The 21,886-nt window shown below is 51.0% G+C and carries 18 protein-coding genes; 16 read left to right on the top strand and 2 right to left on the bottom strand.

Going from position 1 to position 21,886, the window contains the following annotated elements:
• Positions 1–342: 342 nt before the first annotated feature.
• Positions 343–1,194 (bottom strand): AraC family transcriptional regulator, encoded by an 852-nt coding sequence (locus DXA36_RS16720; protein ID WP_118680631.1) that lies wholly within the window; start codon positions 1,192–1,194, stop codon positions 343–345.
• A 481-nt stretch (positions 1,195–1,675) separates the two neighbouring features.
• On the opposite strand from DXA36_RS16720, the gene purE reads away from it, so the two are divergent.
• The 15 genes from purE to mgrA all read left to right on the top strand — a co-directional run bounded on the left by purE (position 1,676) and on the right by mgrA (position 19,359).
• Positions 1,676–2,182 (top strand): 5-(carboxyamino)imidazole ribonucleotide mutase, encoded by a 507-nt coding sequence (gene purE, locus DXA36_RS16710; RefSeq protein ID WP_118680629.1) that lies wholly within the window; start codon positions 1,676–1,678, stop codon positions 2,180–2,182.
• A 157-nt stretch (positions 2,183–2,339) separates the two neighbouring features.
• The gene (gene purM / locus DXA36_RS16705; RefSeq protein WP_118680628.1) at positions 2,340–3,365 is read left to right on the top strand and encodes a phosphoribosylformylglycinamidine cyclo-ligase; all 1,026 of its coding nucleotides are present in this window, start codon (positions 2,340–2,342) and stop codon (positions 3,363–3,365) included.
• Entirely contained in the window at positions 3,359–3,982 is a 624-nt protein-coding gene (gene purN / locus DXA36_RS16700; protein WP_118680627.1) for a phosphoribosylglycinamide formyltransferase, read from the top strand. Before purM ends, purN begins: the two co-directional genes overlap by 7 nt.
• The gene (gene purD, locus DXA36_RS16695) at positions 3,979–5,253 is read left to right on the top strand and encodes a phosphoribosylamine--glycine ligase (RefSeq protein WP_118680626.1); all 1,275 of its coding nucleotides are present in this window, start codon (positions 3,979–3,981) and stop codon (positions 5,251–5,253) included. The genes purN and purD overlap by 4 nt, the downstream gene beginning before the upstream one ends.
• A gap of 26 nt (positions 5,254–5,279) precedes the next feature.
• A complete protein-coding gene (locus tag DXA36_RS16690; protein ID WP_118680625.1) occupies positions 5,280–6,488 on the top strand; it encodes an SH3 domain-containing protein in 1,209 nt (402 codons plus the stop codon).
• Positions 6,489–6,727: 239 nt separating this feature from the next.
• Positions 6,728–7,105, top strand: a complete 378-nt coding sequence (locus DXA36_RS16685; protein WP_118680733.1) for a GntR family transcriptional regulator — start codon at positions 6,728–6,730, stop codon at positions 7,103–7,105.
• Entirely contained in the window at positions 7,105–9,546 is a 2,442-nt protein-coding gene (locus DXA36_RS16680) for an ATP-dependent Clp protease ATP-binding subunit (protein ID WP_118680624.1), read from the top strand. Before DXA36_RS16685 ends, DXA36_RS16680 begins: the two co-directional genes overlap by 1 nt.
• A gap of 76 nt (positions 9,547–9,622) precedes the next feature.
• Positions 9,623–10,033 (top strand): endosialidase, encoded by a 411-nt coding sequence (locus DXA36_RS16675; protein ID WP_118680623.1) that lies wholly within the window; start codon positions 9,623–9,625, stop codon positions 10,031–10,033.
• A gap of 69 nt (positions 10,034–10,102) precedes the next feature.
• A complete protein-coding gene (gene radA, locus DXA36_RS16670; protein ID WP_118680622.1) occupies positions 10,103–11,482 on the top strand; it encodes a DNA repair protein RadA in 1,380 nt (459 codons plus the stop codon).
• Positions 11,483–11,683: 201 nt separating this feature from the next.
• Entirely contained in the window at positions 11,684–12,895 is a 1,212-nt protein-coding gene (locus tag DXA36_RS16665; protein ID WP_118680621.1) for a BMP family lipoprotein, read from the top strand.
• Positions 12,896–13,128: 233 nt separating this feature from the next.
• On the top strand, positions 13,129–14,664 hold the full coding sequence (locus DXA36_RS16660; protein ID WP_118680732.1) for an ABC transporter ATP-binding protein: 1,536 nt from the start codon (positions 13,129–13,131) through the stop codon (positions 14,662–14,664).
• On the top strand, positions 14,657–15,793 hold the full coding sequence (locus tag DXA36_RS16655; protein ID WP_118680620.1) for an ABC transporter permease: 1,137 nt from the start codon (positions 14,657–14,659) through the stop codon (positions 15,791–15,793). The genes DXA36_RS16660 and DXA36_RS16655 overlap by 8 nt, the downstream gene beginning before the upstream one ends.
• Complete coding sequence (locus DXA36_RS16650) at positions 15,790–16,749, top strand: ABC transporter permease (RefSeq protein ID WP_118680619.1); 960 nt, start codon at positions 15,790–15,792, stop codon at positions 16,747–16,749. Before DXA36_RS16655 ends, DXA36_RS16650 begins: the two co-directional genes overlap by 4 nt.
• A gap of 156 nt (positions 16,750–16,905) precedes the next feature.
• Positions 16,906–18,354, top strand: a complete 1,449-nt coding sequence (locus DXA36_RS16645) for a Sapep family Mn(2+)-dependent dipeptidase (RefSeq protein ID WP_182479117.1) — start codon at positions 16,906–16,908, stop codon at positions 18,352–18,354.
• A 12-nt stretch (positions 18,355–18,366) separates the two neighbouring features.
• Positions 18,367–19,359, top strand: coding sequence for an L-glyceraldehyde 3-phosphate reductase (mgrA, locus tag DXA36_RS16640; RefSeq protein WP_118680617.1), 993 nt, complete (start codon positions 18,367–18,369; stop codon positions 19,357–19,359).
• A gap of 159 nt (positions 19,360–19,518) precedes the next feature.
• Here mgrA and DXA36_RS16635 read toward each other — a convergent pair whose 3' ends face one another.
• Complete coding sequence (locus DXA36_RS16635; RefSeq protein ID WP_118680616.1) at positions 19,519–19,899, bottom strand: hypothetical protein; 381 nt, start codon at positions 19,897–19,899, stop codon at positions 19,519–19,521.
• 316 nt (positions 19,900–20,215) lie between these two features.
• On the opposite strand from DXA36_RS16635, the gene DXA36_RS16625 reads away from it, so the two are divergent.
• Entirely contained in the window at positions 20,216–21,289 is a 1,074-nt protein-coding gene (locus DXA36_RS16625) for a LacI family DNA-binding transcriptional regulator (RefSeq protein ID WP_118680614.1), read from the top strand.
• Positions 21,290–21,886: the final 597 nt, after the last annotated feature.

Raw genomic sequence — 21,886 nt, 5'->3', positions numbered from 1 at the left:
TAACTGATAAAACGACACCGGACAACCGCATCTTACCTTTTTAATCTGTTATATTTTATAGTTCTTTTGTGTTTGGTCTATAGAATTTGTTTTCTGTAAACAGGGATTGAATCATTGTCCGATACGGACTGAGAATTTGAAATGGCAATTAAAAGAAAATGCTGATTGGTATGGCTTTTTGTGGCGGGCAGGAACTTACACATAGTTCCGGCAGCCGGTGTTTCTTTATTATAGCAGTTGCCGGGGGGACTGTAAATGTAGTATGGGAATTATTTCCGATTATTCTATGCCAGTACTCCATCCGGCCAGGATTTTTTGAAATCCTGGCCCTTCGGTCTGTTTCTAATTCTGTTTCTTCCTATATTTAGAGGGGGACTCCCCAAAGTGTTTTTTAAATAGTTTGCTGAAGTGGTAGGCATCGTCGTATCCCACGCACAGGGCAATGTCCTGGATGCTGGCATCCTTTTGTTTGTCAAGAAGAAGTCTGGCTTTTTCCATTCTCACCTTTATGAGGTGGTTGATGGGGGTGTCGCCGGTCTCGCTTTTAAATATTTTGGATATGTAAAAGGGGCTGAGGTACATGTTGCGGGCTATCTGGTCAAGGGATATTTTTTCGTTGTAATGGCAGTCCAGATAGTCGATGATTTGTTCGACTACGTATTTTTTGTTGGTGGATTCAAATTCATAGCCTTCTTCAATGCTTATGGGGGCAACAACCTGCTCGCGGTAGAGGAGGAGGATCATCTGGGTGACGTAGGCTTTTAGCATGAAGTAGCGTCCCGGCTGGCAGCTTGTGCTCTCTGTTTTGATGAGGGAGCAGAGGCGGGAGAGGGTGACAAATGTCTTTTCCCCGGGGCGGATGAGGCATTCGTGGCCGGGGAAGAGGATTTGGTTGGCCTCCATGTCGCGGATGTGGATGTCGGTAAAGGCTACGTAGAATTCTTCAAGGGGGGCATCGGGAGCGGCATAGGTGCAGTGGTGCTGGATGCCGGGGTTGATGAGGAGGACGTCGCCTTTTTTGACGGGATACCATTTTCCGTCCAGCATAAAATGACCCTCACCGGACAGGATCAGGGCGATTTCTATGAAGTCGTGGCTGTGGGGGCGTTCGGGTTCCTTTCGGGACAGCTGGCAGGTGAAGAGGAATGTTGGATTCAGGTCGTCGTAGGTGATGTCATATTGTATTTGGCACATGGTGGTGAATCAGCTCCTTGTGTTAGGGGTGGTGGAAGGGATGTCGGGGCATAAGGGAGGGGCGTAAAAAACGGAAGGACGTTGAACCCTGAAGGCCGCAGAACCCTGAAGGCCGCAGAACCCTGAAGCCCGCAGGGCTTCAGGGCTTGGGGCAGTCGCCCCAAGCCTCCCTAAAAGGAAAAGCAGCCTGGGAAGCAGGCGGCGGTGGGGCTGCCGTCTGTTTCCCATTCTGTTTTTCCTTTTAGGGAGGTTGCTGCTCGTTGGTAACAACATTATAATCCATTCTCTCTCAAAAAAGTATCCCTCTTGGGTGAAAAAATTGAAAAGTTGAATTTTTTATTAATTCGGGGTGGTTGATGTTGCATATCGGGAAAAAGTTTAGTACACTGTAGATTGAAATATTACCGGCTTGATTTTGTTGGGCTTTTGCTTGTTTGGCGGGGCTCAGGGTCAGGTCCATGAGGATAAAGGAGGAGAACCAATGGCACAGGTTGGTATTGTAATGGGAAGTGATTCCGATATGCCTGTTATGGCAAAGGCGGCGGATATTCTGGAGGAGCTGGGGATTTCTTATGAGATGAAGATTATTTCGGCCCACAGGGAACCGGATTTGTTCTTTGAATATGCGAAGAGCGCGGAAGCAAAGGGGTTCAAGGTAATCATAGCGGGTGCAGGTATGGCTGCGCATCTTCCGGGTATGTGTGCTGCAATTTTCCCTATGCCGGTTATTGGTATTCCTATGCATACGACTTCTCTTGGCGGAAGGGATTCCCTATATTCCATCGTTCAGATGCCCAGCGGGATTCCGGTAGCTACGGTGGCGATTAACGGAGGCGCGAATGCGGGGCTTCTTGCTGCAAAGATCCTTGCCACATCGGATGCCGTGCTTTTGGAGAAATTGAAGAATTATTCCCAGGGTCTTAAGGAGAGCGTGCAGAAGAAAGATGCGCATCTTCAGGAAGTTGGTTATAAGAATTACAGTAAGTAAACTTCCATGCCCGGTTTACCGGGTAACACCATGCATGGAAGCAGCCGTGCCGAATGGCATCAAAGCTGTGGAAGCGGAGCTTTTCCTATAAAGATAAAACGATGGAACCCGGAAGGTGCAGGATACCTGACGGGCTTCCTATATAACGGAGGATACGATGGATTATAAGAACGCTGGTGTAGATATTGAAGCAGGGTATAAATCGGTAGAACTTATGAAAAAATATGTGAAGGAGACCATGCGCCCCGAAGTGCTGGGCGGCCTTGGCGGATTTTCAGGGGCTTTTTCCCTGGAAAGCTTTCAGGGGATGGAAAAGCCTACTCTGGTTTCCGGAACGGACGGCGTGGGAACGAAGCTGAAGCTTGCGTTTCTGCTTGATAAGCATGATACGGTGGGAATCGACTGCGTGGCTATGTGTGTGAACGATATTGCCTGCGCGGGGGGTGAACCGCTGTTTTTCCTGGACTACATTGCATGCGGAAAGAACTATCCTGAGAAAATCGCCACGATTGTAAAAGGGGTGGCGGATGGCTGTAAGCAGGCGGGTGCTGCCCTGATTGGCGGCGAGACTGCGGAAATGCCCGGCTTTTATCCGGAAGAGGAATACGATCTGGCCGGTTTCGCCGTGGGCATTGTTGATGAAAAGAAGCTGATTACCGGAGAGAACCTGAAGCCGGGAGATGTACTTGTCGGTATGGCAAGCTCCGGGGTTCACAGCAACGGTTTTTCGTTGGTAAGAAAGGTTTTTGAAATGACAAAGGAATCCCTGGATACTTATTATGAGGAGCTGGGGACAACACTGGGCGAAGCGTTGATCGCCCCTACCAAGATTTATGTGAAGGCGCTGAAGGCTGTAAAAGCTGCAGGCGTTACCATTAAAGCCTGCAGCCATATTACGGGCGGCGGATTTTATGAGAATATTCCCCGTATGCTTCCGGAAGGTATGTGCGCGGTGGTTAAGAAGGACAGTTATGAGGTTCCTGCCATTTTCAGGCTTCTTGCCCAAAAAGGAAATATTGATGAGCAGATGATGTATAATACATATAATATGGGTATCGGCATGATCCTGGCTGTGGACTCTGCCCAGGCGGATGCCGCGGCGGCAGCGATCCGGGAAGCGGGAGAAACACCGGTAATCCTGGGGGAAGTGAAGGCCGGGGAAAAAGGAGTCGAGTTATGCTGAGAATTCTGGTATGTGTATCCGGCGGAGGCACCAATCTTCAGGCGGTTATCGATGCCATTGGGGATGGCCGCATAACCAACACGGAAATCGCAGGAGTTATCAGCAACAATAAAAATGCGTATGCGCTTACCAGAGCCAGACAGAGCGGAATAGAAGCCATCTGCCTGTCTCCCAAAGATTTCCCGGACAGGGCGGCGTTTAACCGGGCGTTTCTCGATAAAGTGGATTCCTGTCTGCCGGATTTGATTGTGCTCGCCGGTTTTCTGGTGACGATACCGGCGGCTATGATAGAGAAGTACCGGAACCGTATCATCAATATCCACCCGTCTTTAATCCCTTCCTTCTGCGGCGTCGGGTTTTATGGGCTGAAGGTTCATGAAGCGGTGCTTGCCAGAGGCGTGAAGGTGACGGGAGCCACCGTGCATTTTGTGGACGAAGGGACGGATACCGGGCCGATTCTCCTTCAGAAAAGCGTGGAGGTAAACGAGGATGATACCCCGGAGAGCCTGCAGCGGCGTGTTATGGAGGAAGCGGAATGGCAGCTCCTTCCCCGGGCGATCGATTTGATTGCCAACGGGAAAGTCAGCGTAACAGACGGAAAGGTGAGATACAAATGAAAATTCTGATTGTAGGCGGCGGCGGCCGGGAGCATGCCATTGCTGCGGCCGTGGCGAAAAGCCCGAAAGCAGATACCATATATTGTGCACCGGGAAATGCCGGGATTGCCCAGGTGGCAGAATGTGTACCCATAGGCGTGGATGAATTTGATAAAATAGCATCTTTTGCTAAAGAAAAAGAGGTGGATCTGGTCATCGTAGGGCCGGATGATCCTCTGGCGGCCGGGATAGTGGATGTCCTGGAGGCGGCGGGGCTGCGTGTGTTCGGCCCCAGGAAAAATGCGGCTATTCTGGAAGGAAGCAAAGCTTTTTCCAAGGATTTGATGAAAAAATATAACATCCCCACTGCGGCGTATGAAACCTTTGATGATGCCGAACAGGCGGCGGCCTATCTGGAACAGACGGAATATCCTGTTGTGCTCAAGGCGGACGGCCTTGCTTTAGGCAAAGGCGTCCTCATCTGCAATTCGAAGGACGAAGCGCTGGAAGGCATGAAAAGCATTATGCTGGATAAGCAGTTTGGTTCTGCGGGAAACCGTATGGTAGTGGAAGAATTTATGACCGGAAGGGAAGTGTCCGTACTTTCCTTTGTGGATGGTAAAACCATCCGCATTATGACATCCGCCCAGGACCATAAACGGGCCTGCGACGGAGATAAGGGTTTGAATACCGGCGGAATGGGAACTTTTTCCCCGTCCCCTTTTTATACGAAAGAAGTGGACGATTTCTGTAAACAATATATATACCAGCCCACTGTGGATGCCATGGCAAACGAAGGAAGAGCGTTCAAGGGAATTATTTTCTTCGGTTTGATGCTGACGGATAAAGGCCCCAGAGTACTGGAATATAATGCCAGATTCGGGGATCCGGAAGCGCAGGTGGTGCTTCCGCGGATGAAAAACGATATTGTGGATGTGATAGAAGCATGCATAGACGGTACCCTGGATAAAACGGAGCTTCAGTTTGAAGACAATGCGGCGGTATGCGTGGTGCTCGCTTCCCAGGGATATCCTGTGAAATATGACAAGGGGCTGGTCATCAGCGGTCTGGAGAAATTCCGGGATGCCGGCGGCTATTATTGCTTCCATGCCGGAACCAAATTTGACAGCCAGGGAAACATTGTGACAAACGGCGGCAGGGTCCTGGGGATTACAGCTACGGGAGACGATCTGAAAACAGCCAGGGCCAATGCATATGAAGCGGCCGGCTGGGTAGACTTTGCCAATAAGTATATGCGTACGGATATCGGTAAAGCTATAGATGAGGCGTAACCACAAAAGGTAAAGGGGTCAGGAACATGAACAGGATAAAAAAGATAAGTACAGGATTTTTGCTTCGGATGACGGCAGTTTTGGCAGCGATACTGTTTTGTGCTGCAGTTCCGGGGCAGACAGCTCTGACAGGCTATGCGGCAAATACGCTGGGAAGTCAGGGGAGCCAGGGAAACAGCAGTGAGGGGAATGAAGATGCAGGGGGAGCGGAAGACGCAGGAGGAGAATTGGATGATGAAGTGAATAATATCATCAATGAAAACGCTGCGGAAGGTATAAACGGATCCACGGCATCCAAAATCAAGATTATTGCTGCCAGTGCCCGTGTTCGTTCCGAAGCCTCAACCAGCTCCAGTGTAGTGGGAAGCCTCGCTTCCGGCGATGTTATGGATGTTACCGGGGAAACTACGGGAAGCGACGGAAAAGTCTGGTATCAGATAACAGGAGAAAAGGATGGGAAAGCGATTAACGGTTATGTCCGTGAGGATACGCTGGAGGTAACCGAAACCGCGCAGCCGGAGGCACCGGCCGAAGTTCCGGAGGAAACGCCTGCGGAAGAACCCTCGGATACGGCGCCGTCAACCAACGATTACGATGTGAGCTATGCGGATGACGGTATGGGAAATAATGACTGGTATTTAAATGATAATGTGAAAGGTACCAGATATAAAATTTCCGATCTGCTAGGTGCGGCCCAGACCAATGAAACCAATATTGACACCATGGAAAAGCAGACGGGCAGCCTCCGTCTTATCATCATCATTCTGGCAGTGATTATCGGGCTTCTGGTTATTGTGGTAACTGTCATGATCTTTAAGCTGAAAGCGGCGTACGAAGACGGCTATGACGAGTACGGCGATGAGGATGACGAAGACGAAGACGACGAAGATATGGATGACGACGACGAAGACGATGAGGACATGGACGACGAGGATGACGAAGACGACTATGTTCCCAGACGCAGCAGAAGAGGCGGCAGGGGAGGCCGGAACAATAAGAAGAAGCCGGCCCGGAGAAGCAGCAGATATTATGAAGAGGATGACGACGACGAAGACGACGAGGAAGAAGAGGATGAGGACGACAGGTACTCCCGTGAAGAAGAGTATGACGAACCTCCCAGAAGAAGTTCCCGTTCTACCGGAAAAGGCAGAAAATCCCAGAATTATAAGCCGCGAAATTTCCTTGATATAGACGATGACGACGATTTGGACTTTGAATTCCTTGATTTAAAATAAAAACCGGCTGTCGGTAGACAGCCTCAGAAAAACAAGAAAGCCGCTGGGGATGGACTGCAGCGGCTTTTTCCCATAATCTTTATTCAGCTACCAACCCTCTGCGTCCCATGACATCCGCCCGGTATCCTACAGGACGCAGAGGGTTGGCTGAATGGGAAAAGCGGTTGACAGGATGTGCTCACTGTTATACTATAAATATAACAAAAGAAACACAGAAAGAAGAGCGATGCGTATTGGATATGTTTATAGAGATTGATTTCAGCAGTGATGAGGCATTATATATTCAGCTGAGGAACCAGATTATTCTGGGGATCGCTACCAACCGTTTTCATGAGGGAGATGTGCTTCCCAGTGTGAGACAGCTTGCTGACACCATCGGCATTAATATGCATACGGTGAATAAGGCGTACACCGTGCTGAAGCAGGAAGGCTATGTAAAGGTAGACAGAAGAAAAGGCGCGGTAATCGCTGTTGACGAGGGAACCAAGCAGGCTTTGCTGGATGTCCGGGAGGAACTACGGGTTTTGCTGGCAAAGGCAAGCTGTAAGAATATTTCCCGGGAAGAAGTGCATGCTTTAATTGATGAAATCTATGAAGAATATGGAGGACTGGAATAATGCAGTCACAGTATACGGATAAGGCCAGAACGGCCCTTATACTGGCTGAGAAGGCCGCCAGGAAGCTGAAACAGAATTATGTGGGGACAGAGCATATTCTTTTGGGGCTTCTGGAGGAAGGTACCGGCGTTGCTGCCAGAGTGCTGATAGAGAACGGGGCCAATGAATTGGAAATCCGTGAAATGATTGAAGATTTGATTGCGCCTGTATCGGAGACGCCGGTAAAGGAACGGGACGGATATTCCCCCCGGGCCATGTCTATTCTGGAAGAGAGCCACAGACAGGCCGCCAGGTTCCGCTCCCCTCTCACCGGGACGGAGCATATTCTGCTTTCCCTCTTAAAAGAAGGGGAGAATGTGGCCGTAAGATTACTGAATACCTGCGGGCTTCAGCCGCAGAAGCTGTATATGGATACACTGGCGGCTATGGGACAGGAGCCCGGGCTGTACAAAGAGGATCTGATGAAAAAACAGAAAAAGAAGGGCGGAGCCCCTACCCTTGACCAGTACAGCCGGGATATGACCGCCCTGGCCAGAGACGGCAAGCTGGATCCGGTTATCGGCAGGGAAGAGGAAATCAGCCGCGTGATCCAAATCCTCAGCCGGAGGACGAAGAACAACCCCTGTCTGGTAGGAGAACCCGGCGTAGGCAAAACCGCTATTGTGGAAGGGCTTGCCGCCAGAATCGTAGCCGGCGAGGTACCCGATACCGTGAAGAATAAACGGGTGCTTATGCTGGATTTGTCAGGTATGATAGCAGGCAGTAAGTACCGCGGTGAATTTGAAGAGCGGATTAAGAAGGTTATCCGGGAAGTGACCGATGACGGCAATATCCTGCTGTTTCTGGACGAACTGCATACCCTTATCGGAGCGGGCGGGGCGGAAGGGGCGATAGATGCCTCCAATATTCTGAAGCCATCCCTGGCGAGAGGGGAGATTCAGCTGATCGGCGCCACTACGATTACCGAATACCGCAAATATATTGAAAAAGATGCCGCACTGGAGCGCCGGTTCCAGCCGGTGAATGTGGAAGAACCTACGGAAGAAGAGGCTGTCCGCATTCTGGAAGGGGTTACCCCCAGATATGAGGATCACCATAAAGTAAAAATCCTGCCGGAGGCCATAGAAGCCGCGGTGCGACTGTCAAGCCGTTATATAAACGACCGCAGGCTTCCGGATAAGGCGATAGATTTGATTGACGAAGCGGCATCCGCCGTGCGTCTGCAGCATATGGAACCCCCGGAAGAGCTGCGCAGGCTCAATGAAGAAGTGAAGGAGCTGGACCTGAAGATCGAAGGGGCCATCCGGATAGAAGCCTTTGCCCAGGCGGGAGAATGGAAGCGGGAGCAGGATGCCCTGCTGAAGAAGCTCAGCCAGAAAAAGGCACGGCTGGAAAAGAAAAATGCGGCCAGAAGGGAAGCGGTTACGGAAAATGACATCGCCGGTGTCGTGGCTATGTGGACTAAAATCCCCGTTAGCAAGCTGGAGGAGAAGGAAAGCGAGCGTCTGCTGAAGCTGGAAGGAATCCTGCACAAACGGGTTATCGGCCAGGAAGAGGCGGTAAGCGCTGTGGCACGGGCCATGCGCAGGGGGCGGGTCGGTCTCCAGGATCCCAGGCGCCCGATTGGATCCTTCCTCTTTCTGGGCCCTACCGGTGTGGGAAAGACAGAGCTGAGTAAGGCTCTTGCGGAAGCGATGTTCGGATCGGAAAACGCCCTGATCCGCATCGATATGTCGGAATATATGGAAGGGCATTCCGTTTCCAAGCTGATCGGATCCCCTCCGGGCTATGTGGGCTTTGACGACGGCGGCCAGCTTTCCGAAAAGGTGCGCAGGAACCCTTATTCCGTGGTGCTGTTTGACGAAGTGGAGAAGGCCCATCCGGATGTGTTCAACATCCTGCTCCAGGTTTTGGACGACGGCCATATCACGGATTCCAAAGGAAGAAAGGTGAGCTTTAAGAACACGGTGCTCATCATGACCTCCAATGCCGGCGCACAGCGTATCATCGATCCGAAAAACCTGGGTTTTTCAGCCCATACGGATGAAAAGAAGGACTATGAGAAAATGAAAGCCGGTGTGATGGAAGAGGTTAAGCGCCTGTTCAAGCCGGAATTCATAAACCGTATTGATGAGATCATGGTGTTCCATCCTTTGACAAAAGAAAATATGAAACAGATCATCACCCTTCTTTCCAGGGATTTGACGGATCGGTGCAGCAAACAACTGAATATCCATCTGACTATTACACCGGCTGCAAAAAGCTTTATTGTGGAGAAGCACTCGGATCTGAAAATGGGAGCACGTCCTTTGAAGAGAGCCATCCAGAATATGATAGAGGATGCGTTGGCGGAAGAAATCCTTGCACGGAGAATCCAGCCGGGAGATAATGTAACCGTAGGATGCAAGGAAGGGAAAATTACCTTTCAGGTAAAAAAATAATACGTATTATGAGAAATACCGTCGGAGACGGATGATAAACCAAAAGGACGAACCATATTTAAGGAGGACAAAAGAAATGGCAGTAGTAGAAGAGTTAATCCGTGCAGAGGCAGACGGCAGCATCAGTTTTGGAAACCATACCCTTGCGGAGAAAGCGAAGCTGGAGGATTTTTCCCATGAAGGCGATCTGTATAAGGTGAAAACCTACCAGACCATGACCAAGCTGGAGAAAAACGGTATGTTTGTCTATGAGTCCGTGCCGGGTACCAGCGTGCTGTCTTTTCTGGAGGGTGAGGACGGCGTAAGCTTTGTGGTGGAAGGGCAGGAGGATGCCCAGCTGACCATCGGCCTTCAGGACGATACGGAATATGACGTGCGGATTAACGGAGAGGATGCCGGCAGAATGTGCACGAACCTGGGAGGAAAGCTCAGTCTTTCCGTAGAACTGGCGGGAGCAGGAGAAGTGAAGGTAGACATCCATAAATAAGCACTGCTAATCGGAAGAAAGTTACAGGAGGACAGGGGTGCGGTATCAGCCGCACCCTTTTTTTGAAAAATGGCAAAAGCAAAATCAGGGACCGTATTCTATTGCCAGGAATGCGGTTTTGAATCGGCTAAGTGGATGGGACAGTGCCCCGGCTGCCATACATGGAACAGCTTTGTGGAAGAACCGGTGAGAAAAGCTTCATCCAAAGGAGGGGCGGGCGAACGCACCCAGGGACTTTCCTCCCAGGGAAAGAAGCCGTCCAGCCTGTCGGAAATCTCCATGGATAAGGAAGAGCGGATCCTGACGGGGATCGGGGAGCTGGACAGGGTTCTGGGAGGCGGTGTCGTACCCGGTTCCCTCGTTCTTGTGGGAGGAGATCCGGGCATAGGCAAGTCTACCCTTCTGCTGCAGATGTGCAGGCTTCTTGCGGAAGCAGGGAAGAAGGTTCTCTATATTTCCGGGGAAGAATCCCTGCGGCAGATCAAAATGAGGGCACAGCGTATCGGTGAATTCCGGGATACCCTGCAGCTGTTATGTGAAACAAATCTGGGGGATATCGAAGGGGCAATCGCCCGGGAACAGCCGGAAATTGTGATAATTGATTCCATACAGACCATGTACCAGGAGGAGGTTTCCGCAGCGCCGGGCAGTGTTTCCCAGGTCAGGGAATCCACAGGTATCCTCCTCAGGCTGGCGAAGGGGTACGGGATATCCATATTTATAGTGGGTCATGTTACCAAAGAGGGAACCGTGGCAGGCCCCAGGGTGCTGGAGCATATGGTGGATACGGTCCTGTATTTTGAAGGGGACAGACATGCCTCCTACCGTATCCTGCGGGGAGTGAAGAACCGTTTCGGTTCCACCAATGAAATCGGTGTGTTTGAAATGCGTCAGGAAGGCCTTTGTGAGGTGAAAAATCCGTCGGAATTCATGTTGAACGGAAAGCCCGAGGGCGCAAGCGGCTCCGTGGTGTCCTGCTCGATGGAGGGGACAAGGCCTATTCTGGTGGAAATACAGGCGCTGGTCTGTCAGAGCAATTTCGGCTTTCCCAGAAGACAGGCGGCGGGTACGGATTTCAACAGAGTGAACCTTTTAATGGCGGTTCTGGAGAAGCGGCTGGGGCTGCAGATTTCCGGCTGTGATGCCTATGTGAATATCGCAGGGGGGATGAAGGTACTCGAGCCGGCCGTTGATCTGGGTATTGTCATGGCGGTGATTTCCAGCTTTAAAAACCGCCCCATTGAAGAGCATATGATCGCGTTCGGGGAGGTGGGCTTAAGCGGAGAGGTCAGGGCGGTGAGCCAGGCGGCCATCCGTGTGGCGGAGGCAAAGAAGCTGGGATTTCAGTCCTGTGTCCTGCCTAAGGTATGCCTGGACAAGCTGCCCAAAACAGAAGGGATCCGCCTGATTGGCGTGCAGTCCGTAAAAGATGTTATGGATATTATTTAGACCCGATTGTACGAGTAACAACAAACAATTTGGCATTGTCAACCGGACGTGAAAATGCTATGATTAGTTTGTAATTATTTGCAATGTGGTTTTTACGACAGGTTTTTTGCCGGTAAACCGCATGCAGACAGGATGGAAGCGAAGCTTCTGTGGGATTTATGATGAAGGCCGTCTCGGACGGCGAAAAAGGAGGATTTTATTATGAAAAAAAGCATGTTAACGCTTGCTGTCGTGCTTGCCATGACGCTGACAGCCTGCGGCAGTACAGGCGGTGCCGCCACGGAAAGCAGTGCGGTTCCGGAGAGCAGTGCGGCGGAATCCGCAGCGGAAACTACGGAAGCATCATCTGAAGCGGCTGCGCAGACAACGGAAGCCGGAAACGATGAGTTGAAGATTGCCATTGTATCCAGCCCCTCCGGTGTGGATGACGGTTCTTTTAACGAGGATAATTATAACGGTATCCTTTCTTTTATCGGGAAACATCCTTCCTCTACGGTTACTCCGGTAAAGGAGCCCACAGGAGATACGGCTGCGGCGGTACAGGCGGTAGCGGATATCGTAGCCGATTATGATGTTATCGTATGCTGCGGTTTCCAGTTTGCAGGCATCACTCAGGTTGCACAGGACAACCCTGATGTTTCCTTCATTCTGGTGGATGCGTTCCCTGCCGACGCGGAAGGACAGGATACGGAAGTGGAAAATATCTATGCCATGCAGTTTAAAGAGCAGGAAAGCGGATTCTTTGCCGGTATGGCAGCTGCCCTGGAAACAAAGAGCAACAAGGTAGCCGTTGTTAACGGTATCGCTTATCCCTCTAACGTAAACTATCAGTACGGCTTTGAATGCGGTGTGAAATATGTCAATGAAACTGACGGAAAAGCAGTGGAAATCGTTGAGCTTCCTTCCTATGCGGGGACAGATGTAACCGGTGTTAATGTAGGCGGCAATTATATTGGTTCCTTCGCTGATGCGGCAACCGGTAAGGTGGTTGGGAATGCCCTTATCGACGAAGGCGTGGATATCATGTTCGTCGCTGCAGGCGATTCCGGAAACGGTGTGTTTACCGCAGCCAAGGAAGCAGAAGGTGTTTATGTCATCGGCTGTGACGTGGATCAGTATGATGACGGTGCAAACGGAGATGCCAACGTGATTCTCACCAGCGGCCTTAAGGTAATGAGCACCAACGTGGACAAGGCTCTGGAAACGATTGTGGATGGTTCCTTCGCCGGAGGTAATGTGACTCTGGGTGCGGATACCGATTCCACAGGTTATGTAAGCGCGGACGGCAGATGCCAGCTTTCTGCGGATACCATTACGAAAGTGGATGCGGCTTATGAAAAAGTAAAAGCAGGAGAAATCGTACCTGCTGCCAACTTCAACGGCATTACTCCTGATGACTTTAAGGCGGAGTAAGGAGCTGCAGCCGCAGTTTCTGTGAAAATAACGGATGACTCGCGCTCTGCGGGCCATCCTTATGTCCAACGGAAGGCGGGCCGGGGTTCCGGCCTGCCTTTTTGGTATATTTAGGGGATGCCAGCAAGAACCGGAGGCTGATGACATCCCCTAAATATATCATGGACGCAAACGCTTATCATGCATGGGAAAAACCAAACAGCCGTGGAAAGCGGCGGAATGAGAGGGAATGTATGTCGGATTATATTGTGGAAATGCGCCATATTACCAAGAGGTTCCCGGGCATTGTCGCCAATGACGATGTTACGATTCAGGTAAAGAAGGGAGAAATTTATGCCCTTCTCGGGGAAAACGGTGCCGGTAAATCTACGCTTATGAGCATGCTTTTCGGCATGTATGAGCCGGATGAAGGGGAGATTTATATCCGGGGGGAAAAGGTGAAGATCGCTTCCCCGAACCATGCCACCAGACTCAATATCGGTATGGTGCACCAGCATTTTAAGCTGGTGAGCAACTACACTGTCGCAGAGAATATTGTGATGGGCATGGAGCCGGTAAAAAAGGTGTTCGGGTTTCTTCCCGCCGTGGACAGAAAGAAAGCAAATGAGGACATCAGAGCGCTTTCCCTGAAGTACGGCCTGGAAGTGGAACCCACCGACGTGATTGAGAATATCAATGTTTCCACCCAGCAGAGGGTGGAAATCCTGAAGATGCTTTACCGGGAAGCGGAAATCCTCATCTTTGACGAACCCACCGCGGTGCTTACCCCCCAGGAAATAGAGTTCCTGCTGGAAATAATCAAAGGGCTGCGGGATAACGGCAAGACGATTATTCTCATTACCCATAAGCTGGAGGAGATTAAAAAGGTGGCGGACCGCTGTGCGATCCTCAACCGGGGCCGTCTTATCGATGTGCTGGATGTGAAGGAAACAAGCACAAAGAAAATGGCCAGCCTGATGGTAGGCCGGGAGGTCAGCTTCGAAACCCCGAAAAAAGCGCCTTCCTTCGGCAGGGAAATCCTCCGGGTGGAACATATGACCGTAGTAAACCAGGATCAGTTTGAGGTGGTGAAGGATGTGTCCTTTTCCGTAAGAGGCGGGGAAATATTTGCCATAGCTGGTGTGGCAGGGAACGGCCAGGTTGAACTGGCGGATGCAATTGCGGGCCTGCTGCCCATTCACAGGGGAAAGGTATGGCTGAACGGAAAGGATATTACGGAGATGTCTATCCGGCAGCGGAGCCTGGAGGGAATTTCCTATATTCCGGAGGACAGGCAGAACTACGGAGTGGTAATGGATTTCACCCTGTCGGAAAATCTGGGGCTGCGGAAGTTTTTCAGGGAGCCTTTTTCCAGAAAAGGTATTCTGAATAAAAAAGCCTTTGACAGCTACGCGGAAACCCTGATTGATAAATATGACATCCGAAGCGGACAGGGGAGCCGCACGGTAATCCGCTCCATGAGCGGCGGCAACCAGCAGAAGGCGATTATTGCCAGGGAAATCGAACAGGAATCGGATCTGATGATTTTTGTCCAGCCTACAAGAGGACTGGACATCGGGGCGATTGAGAATATCCGGAGACAGATGATCGGAGAGCGGGATAAGGGCAAGGCCATCCTTCTGATTTCCCTGGAACTGGATGAAATCATGGACTGTGCGGATACTATCGGCGTTATATATAACGGGCAGATGCAGAAACAGGCGGCTGCCAGTACGCTGACCACCAATGAGGTGGGAGAATTCATGATGGGGGTGAAGCGTCATGCATAAGAAACCATCCGTGTTTAAGAGAATAATAAGCCGGACTCTTGGCAATAAGAAAACCCAGAGCATAACCATTCCGCTTTTATGTGTGCTCATCGGCCTTATTGCGGGGGCGGCGGTCATCGCCTTGCTCGGCAAGAATCCGTTTTCCGCGTACTATAATCTCCTTCAGGGCTGCGGTCTGGCGCCGAAAGCATCCTATGCGGGCTATAAGAGCATCCTTACCGATTTTTTAAGTTTTCTCAATTACCTGACGCCGATGATTTTTGCGGCCCTTGCCGTGGCGGTTGCCATGCGGACCGGACTCTTTAACATCGGGGTATCGGGGCAGATGCTGGCGGCAGGGTTTCTTGCCTCCATTCTGGTGGGCTACAGCGGACTGCATGCCTTTGTGGCAAAACCGCTGGTGCTTCTGATCGGAATCACAGCCGGTGCTGTGGTGGGAGGGCTGATCGGTCTCCTGAAATATAAGTTCAACATCAATGAAGTGGTTTCGTCCATCATGCTGAATTATATTATCCAGTATGTGTGCAGCTTCTGCATAAACACGTTTTATGTGGATCCGGTTTCCCGGCAGTCCAGGGAAGTAGGCCAGGCGGCCAGGCTTACCCTGGCGAACAGGGTGGTGGGGAACCTGAAAATGGATATTCCCCTGGGATTTATCCTGGCGCTGGCGGCGGCAGCGGCAGTGAAGTTTCTGCTGGACAGGACGAAAATGGGATATGAAATGAAAGCGGTGGGTTTCTCCCGCAGCGCATCCCGTTATGCGGGGATCAATGTGGGGAAAAACATCGTGGTGACCATGCTCTTGTCCGGTGCACTGGCGGGGCTGGCAGGGGTTACTTATTACCTGGGATATTTCGCATCCATCCAGCCCAGAGTCTTAAGCAGCACCGGCTTTGACGCCATCGCGGTTTCCCTGCTGGGAAATAATAATCCGTTTGGGATCATTTTCTCCTCTTTCCTGATAACCATTGTGGATAAGGGAAGCACCTACATGAGCTCTGCGGCAGGAATCCAGGCGGAAATTGCCGATGTTATCACGGGAATTATCCTTCTGTTCTGTGCATGCTCCGCATTTATCAGATATCTGCTGACACGCAGGAAAGACGAGGAAGGGAGGAAGGATAAATGAATACGGTAATCATAGACGGACTGTCTTTCGCCCTGCCTTTGTTTATCATGGCCATAGGCGGTATTTACAGTGAAAAAAGCGGAATAACCAATCTGGCCATTGAAGGCCTGCAGGGTTTCGGTGCTTTTACAGGTGCATTGGCCGCCATACTTGTGGCGGACTGGTTTGCAGGGAATTCAGCCATGCCTTTCTATATTGCCATGTTGTTTGCCGTCATCGGAGGCACGCTGTTTTCCCTCATCCACGCGCTGCTGTGTATCCGGTTTAAGGCCAATATGGTAATCAGCGGCGTGGTAATCAATATTCTCGCCATGGCGCTGACCTCCTTTTTAACTAAACAGATTAATGCTACGGTTTTCGGAGCGGCTTCGGATAAGTTTGTGTTGGGCGTATCCAACCGGATCACGGTTCCCGGAATCTCCCGGATTCCTGTACTGGGAGCGGTATTTACCAACATGTATCCCTTTGAGATCGTGATAGTTGCCGTGTCCCTTGGCGCGTGGTTTGTTATGTATAAGACCCGTTTCGGCATGCACCTGCGTGCCTGCGGAGACAACCCCCATGCAGTGGATGCCGCGGGAATCAAGGTGGGTAAGGTACGTCTGGCGGCCGTTATGGTGTCCGGCGCTCTTTCCGGCCTGGGGGGCATCTGCTTCGCCTATTCCATTTCCGCCAATTTTTCCGGAAATATTTATGTGGGATACGGCTATCTGGCAATCGCCGCCATGATTTTCGGAAACTGGAAGATTCTCCCCACGCTGGGGGCCTGCCTTCTGTTCGGGTTTGCCCGTTCCGGCGGTTACCGCATTGTGCAGATTATGGAAATGCCCAGCAGCTATCAGGATCTGGTTATGATTCTTCCTTATTTGCTGACGCTTCTTCTTCTTGTGTTCTTTTCCAAGCATAATCGTGCGCCCCGCGCCCTGGGAGAGATTTATGACAAGGGCAGCCGGTAGGACACACGGCTGTCAGAAAGTTATTTTCAAACACATGCAAATCCATCCCGGTATATAAGATGATTGAATCTGCATAGTATTTGCCATAATCAGTTATAGAAAGTGCCTGAGAAAAAAACTATAATAGCATCAGAAAGGGTTATGGAGGAATGGAACATGGAAAAAGGATATGACGGCCATACCTGTGAAAGGGTGGGGCGGTGGTTTGAAGAACACAGGGAAGAGATGATTCGGGATATCATAAGGCTGGTACGGATCCCCAGCATTTCCGATCCATTGTCGGAGACAGGGCCTTTCGGAAAGGCCTGCCGCCTCGTTTTGGATGAAATGCTCGCTATAGGAAGGGAGTATGGATTTTATACGGAAAATAAGGAGTACTATGTGGGGACTATCGGCAGGCAGGTAAAGGACTGGAAGAATACCATAGGCCTGTGGAACCATCTGGATGTGGTGCCGTTGGGCGAAGGATGGGAATACGAGCCTTTTCAGCCGGTGGTAAAGGACGGCTATCTCATTGGCAGAGGGGCGCAGGATAACAAAGGGCCTGCTGTAGCCATGCTGTATGTGATGCGGTGCATACGGGATTTGGAGCTTGTGATGAAGCACGACATCTGCCTCTTTGTAGGCTGTGATGAAGAACGGGGAATGGCGGATCTGGAGTATTACGGGAGCCGCTATCCGTTCCCGGCCCTGTCCATGATCGCGGACTGCGGTTTCCCCGTGTGCTATGGGGAGAAAGGGATACTGGAAGGCTGGGCTGCTGCTGCGCATCCCTTCAGCGCGGATGTGGTTGATTTATACGGGGGAAGCGCCGGAAATATCATACCGGACCGGGCGGTTCTCGTACTCCGGGACCGGCCGGAACTGGAAGAGCAGATCGGACGGCTGCCGGAAAATCTCCGGGCGGAAAGAGAAGAGGGACTGATACGGATAACCGCCAGGGGAACAAGCCGTCACAGTGCGTTTCCGGAAGGAAGCGTGAATGCGGTGCATGAGCTGGCAAAGGGAGTGTGCGGCACAGGGCTTTTGAAGGAAGAGGATCGGCGGATTCTCCATTTCATCGAAAAAGCGACCTCGGATTATTATGGCGAAGGGATTGGCATTGCCTATGAAGATGAAGTATCGGGCAGGCTGACCTGTGCCGGGACGGTCCTGAAGCTTCAGGAGGGGAAGGCGGCCCTGCAGTTTAACATCCGCTATTCCATTTCCGCGGATCCGGTCCATATGGAGGCGGTGCTTTCCGGTTTTTGCCGTGCGGGCGGGTACCGCTGGGAGCTGATACGCAACTCGGCCCCCAATTATTTCCCGAAGGAAAGAAAAGAAGTGGCATGTCTGACCGCGCTGTTTAACGACATGACCGGTATGGATGCAAAACCTTACGTGATGGGCGGCGGAACCTATGCAAGAAAGCTTCCCAATGCCTTTGGATATGGGATCGGGGGAATGCCGGAGCGTGAGGACGACCGGGCTGGCAGCCTTTTTGCAAAAGGGCACGGAGGTGCGCATGAACCGGACGAAGGGCTGGATCTGCAGAAGCTGCTGGATGCGGCAAAGATCTATACAATGGCATTGCTTGCCCTGAATGATTGTGAACTGCAGGATTAAAGGAGGAGAAAAATGTATCAGGCACAGGAAAACCGATATGAAAACATGAAGTATTTCAGCTGCGGAAAGAGCGGGCTGAAGCTGCCTGCCGTTTCTTTGGGACTCTGGCATAACTTTGGCAGCAAGGATAATTTTGACAACATGAAGGAGCTTATCTTCACCGCGTTCGACAACGGGATTACGCATTTTGATCTGGCGAATAATTACGGGCCGGTTTATGGCAGCGCGGAGGATAACTTCGGAAGAATTATGGAGAGCGATATGCGGCCCTACCGGAACCAGATGGTTATCAGCACCAAGGCGGGCTATGATATGTGGCCCGGGCCTTACGGGGACGGGGGGAGCAGGAAGTATCTGATCTCCAGCCTGGACGAGAGCCTGAAAAGGATGAAACTGGACTATGTGGATATTTTCTATCACCACAGAATGGATCCGGAAACGCCTCTGGAAGAAACAATGCTTGCCCTGGACAGCATTGTAAAAAGCGGAAAAGCCCTGTATGTGGGAATTTCCAATTACACCGGGGAGGTTATGGAAAAGGCGGCTGCGATTCTTAAGGAATTAAAATGTCCGTTTATCATCAACCAGAACCGTTACTCCATCTTTGACCGCTCGATTGAAGAAAACGGCCTGAAGGCGGCTGCGGTCCAAAACGGCTGCGGTATTATTGCTTTCAGCCCGCTGGCGCAGGGGCTTCTGACGGACAAATATCTGCATGGGATCCCCGAGGACAGCAGAATCAAAAGGGACGGAAGATTCCTGAATGAGTCCGCGCTGACGGAAAAGACGCTGGGGCAGATCCGTGCCCTGAATGAGATTGCCGCAAACAGGGGGCAGAGTCTGGCACAGATGGCCCTGTCCTGGATATTGAAGGATGGTGAAGTGACGAGTGTTCTGATTGGGGCATCCAGACCTTCCCAGATAACGGAAAATATCGGTATTATCCGGAAACTGGATTTCACAGAAGAAGAATTGAAGGAAATAGACAGAATCTGCGGGCTGTAAGAGCAGTAAAAACCAAACTGCGGATTGCGGTCTGTCCCTATAAAAAATAAGAAAACACCGTCCGGCCGGTAGGAACGGTTCCTGTCACAGGGAACCGTACAGCGGCCAGGGCGGTGTTTTTTTGTTTATAAGAGCAGATGTCTTATAAGAATCGGATAATCACAGATCCGGAGTTCCCCCTGCGCCGGGAAAATAGACGGGCGGAATCACTCCGGGATAAGGACCGGGGGCAGTGCCCGGCATTCCTGAGTTGGGGTAAATACCAGGAAAAATCCAATCGGCACCGTTATCTGTGGCCCGATCCATTTCGGAATCCCGGTTTACCGGATTACAGCCGTCACCGGACATTACGGAACGGGTATCCATATCGGAGGCTTTGCCATCCTCTGCGATACGTACGCTGTCCTCTTGGCCGGCGTTATCCATATTATGAAGCGCTGTCAGATAGCCGTCGGTAAAGGCGGATTCCGGGGTGATACCGGGAACATTGGCGCTGGGAAATGAAAGTCCGTCATGATAAGGTCTGTTTTCTTCCTTCATGTCTTACTTCCTCTCTTTTCTTTTTGTTTTTGCTGGTCCGGCCTGCAGGCTCATAAAGCATAAAAAGGGCATGGAAAAGCAGCCGGTACAGACAGAACCGTTGTATTTTGCCAAACCTTGGGGCATTTTGCCGGATGTGGCAGAAATGGCTAACATGCACCTGCAAAGTTTGTTAATTAGTATACCTGTTAATGCTTGAAAATATTTAAAAATACGGTACAATTATATTATAAATAAAATTTATAAACGGAATAACCGCGCTGCCGCATCTGTGTTGGCGGCAGTGCCGGACATTCTGTAAAAAGAGGGGAAAACAGTGGCAATTAAATCCAAGGAACTGGCTAATCTGCTGGGGGTATCCACAGCAACCATGTCTCTGGTCCTGAATCATAAGCAGGGAATCAGTGATGAACTCCGCAGTTCACTTCTTTCCAGGATAAGGGAGATGGGCTATGGCTATATGATCAAGGAGACACCGGAGGCGGAACCGGGCGGCGGTGCGGCAGCCGCCAAGAACATTGCCTATATCATCCTGTCCGATCATCAGGAGGAAGGGGATGAGGGCGCTTTTTTCCCGCCGGTAATCGAAGGGGCGGAGAGGGAGGCCAGGCATCTGGGCTATCATTTTTCCATCATCCACATGTATGATGAAAAGGCGGGAAGGCTCCGTGACAGTATCGGGAAGGATCAGTATGCAGGGATGATCGTTTATGCCGATGTGATGAGCGCTGCGCTGAAAAAAGAACTGGACAGTACGGAAATTCCATATGTGATGCTGGATTGCTATGATCCGGATGTGAAGGCAAGTTCCGTTACGGTGAATAACCGGCAGGGAGTTTATGCCGCCGTGCGCTATCTTTTGGAAAAAGGGCACAGGGAAATCGGGTACGTCTCCTCGGGAACGCCGCGAAGCTCCCTTGTGGAGAGGAAGCGCTGCTTTTCCTACGCCTGTGAGGATCTGGGCGTGGAAATGCGCCCGGAATGGAATATCGTTACAGACAGCCTGGGGCAGAAGGCCCAGGATTATCTGGAAGGCCTGTGGAAGGGCGGTGTGAGGCCGCCGTCCGCTTTGCTGGTGGAAAATGACGTGCTGGCGCTTTCCGTATACCGTGCATTGAAAAGTGCCGGCTATACGGTGCCGGAGGATGTATCGGTAATCGGTTTTGACGGGCGCAGCATCTGCAGTATCATGGAACCCACTCTCACCACCATGCGCATTCCCCGCCGGCTGCTGGGAAGAACCCTGATCATGCTTCTTCACGGGAAAATAGACATGAGAAGCCGTTCCATGGAGGAAGTGGCGGTGCGTCTGGAGATGAATGCAGAACTGGTGGAAATGGCCAGCGTCCGGAAGTTGCCGGAGCCTTTGAAAGAAAAACGGGTGGATTAGCTGGTAAAACGTCGGTTTATATAAATTATTTTTATAATGTAACGGTTCAGACGCCCCTTCCAGGAATCTTTGCAGCAACGCCGCCCCAGGGAAATGCAGGGGAGGGGATGCCGCGGGACACAAAGGGGCGTCTAAACCTTTTTATAAAATTTATAAATAAAAAAATAATTTATAAATATATGTTGACAAATTTATAAATTTGTTGTATGATAAACCCAAGTTGAAAAGTCATCAACCCACAAAATTAGCTGGTACAGCTTCGGCTGTGCCAGCACCCCCCCTTAAAGCTTACAAGCTTATATCTCCGGTTCCATGCCGGTTTTTGATAACTGCTAAGTCAGGCATAAGAAACATGGAAAGAAGATAAAGACGTTTGTGCCAGAGCGTATGAGCGCCTTTTTACTCCCGGTCGGAAAGTCCCCCTTTCCGATCGGAAAGAGAAGGCTTCCGTGGAATGTTTTGCATTCCATAAGCAGGAGTGCCTGAAGAGGAGCCTTCACAAGCCGCGGCGGATACTGGCTGGTTACAGCCAGTCCCCCTCCCCTATTCCGCCGCGGCATTCCCCCCCTTTTTTTATTACTGATACATAAAATACGG

The sequence above is a fragment of the Eisenbergiella sp. OF01-20 genome (assembly GCF_003478085.1).
Taxonomy (GTDB): Bacteria; Bacillota; Clostridia; order Lachnospirales; family Lachnospiraceae; genus Eisenbergiella.
This window is presented reverse-complemented; position numbering and strand designations above follow the sequence as displayed.

Coding starts and splice junctions, on each gene's coding strand:
- DXA36_RS16720 (WP_118680631.1), bottom strand. CDS start 1,194: ATGTGCCAAATACAATATGACATCACCTACGACGACCTGAATCCAACA.
- purE (WP_118680629.1), top strand. CDS start 1,676: ATGGCACAGGTTGGTATTGTAATGGGAAGTGATTCCGATATGCCTGTT.
- purM (WP_118680628.1), top strand. CDS start 2,340: ATGGATTATAAGAACGCTGGTGTAGATATTGAAGCAGGGTATAAATCG.
- purN (WP_118680627.1), top strand. CDS start 3,359: ATGCTGAGAATTCTGGTATGTGTATCCGGCGGAGGCACCAATCTTCAG.
- purD (WP_118680626.1), top strand. CDS start 3,979: ATGAAAATTCTGATTGTAGGCGGCGGCGGCCGGGAGCATGCCATTGCT.
- DXA36_RS16690 (WP_118680625.1), top strand. CDS start 5,280: ATGAACAGGATAAAAAAGATAAGTACAGGATTTTTGCTTCGGATGACG.
- DXA36_RS16685 (WP_118680733.1), top strand. CDS start 6,728: ATGTTTATAGAGATTGATTTCAGCAGTGATGAGGCATTATATATTCAG.
- DXA36_RS16680 (WP_118680624.1), top strand. CDS start 7,105: ATGCAGTCACAGTATACGGATAAGGCCAGAACGGCCCTTATACTGGCT.
- DXA36_RS16675 (WP_118680623.1), top strand. CDS start 9,623: ATGGCAGTAGTAGAAGAGTTAATCCGTGCAGAGGCAGACGGCAGCATC.
- radA (WP_118680622.1), top strand. CDS start 10,103: ATGGCAAAAGCAAAATCAGGGACCGTATTCTATTGCCAGGAATGCGGT.
- DXA36_RS16665 (WP_118680621.1), top strand. CDS start 11,684: ATGAAAAAAAGCATGTTAACGCTTGCTGTCGTGCTTGCCATGACGCTG.
- DXA36_RS16660 (WP_118680732.1), top strand. CDS start 13,129: ATGTCGGATTATATTGTGGAAATGCGCCATATTACCAAGAGGTTCCCG.
- DXA36_RS16655 (WP_118680620.1), top strand. CDS start 14,657: ATGCATAAGAAACCATCCGTGTTTAAGAGAATAATAAGCCGGACTCTT.
- DXA36_RS16650 (WP_118680619.1), top strand. CDS start 15,790: ATGAATACGGTAATCATAGACGGACTGTCTTTCGCCCTGCCTTTGTTT.
- DXA36_RS16645 (WP_182479117.1), top strand. CDS start 16,906: ATGGAAAAAGGATATGACGGCCATACCTGTGAAAGGGTGGGGCGGTGG.
- mgrA (WP_118680617.1), top strand. CDS start 18,367: ATGTATCAGGCACAGGAAAACCGATATGAAAACATGAAGTATTTCAGC.
- DXA36_RS16635 (WP_118680616.1), bottom strand. CDS start 19,899: ATGAAGGAAGAAAACAGACCTTATCATGACGGACTTTCATTTCCCAGC.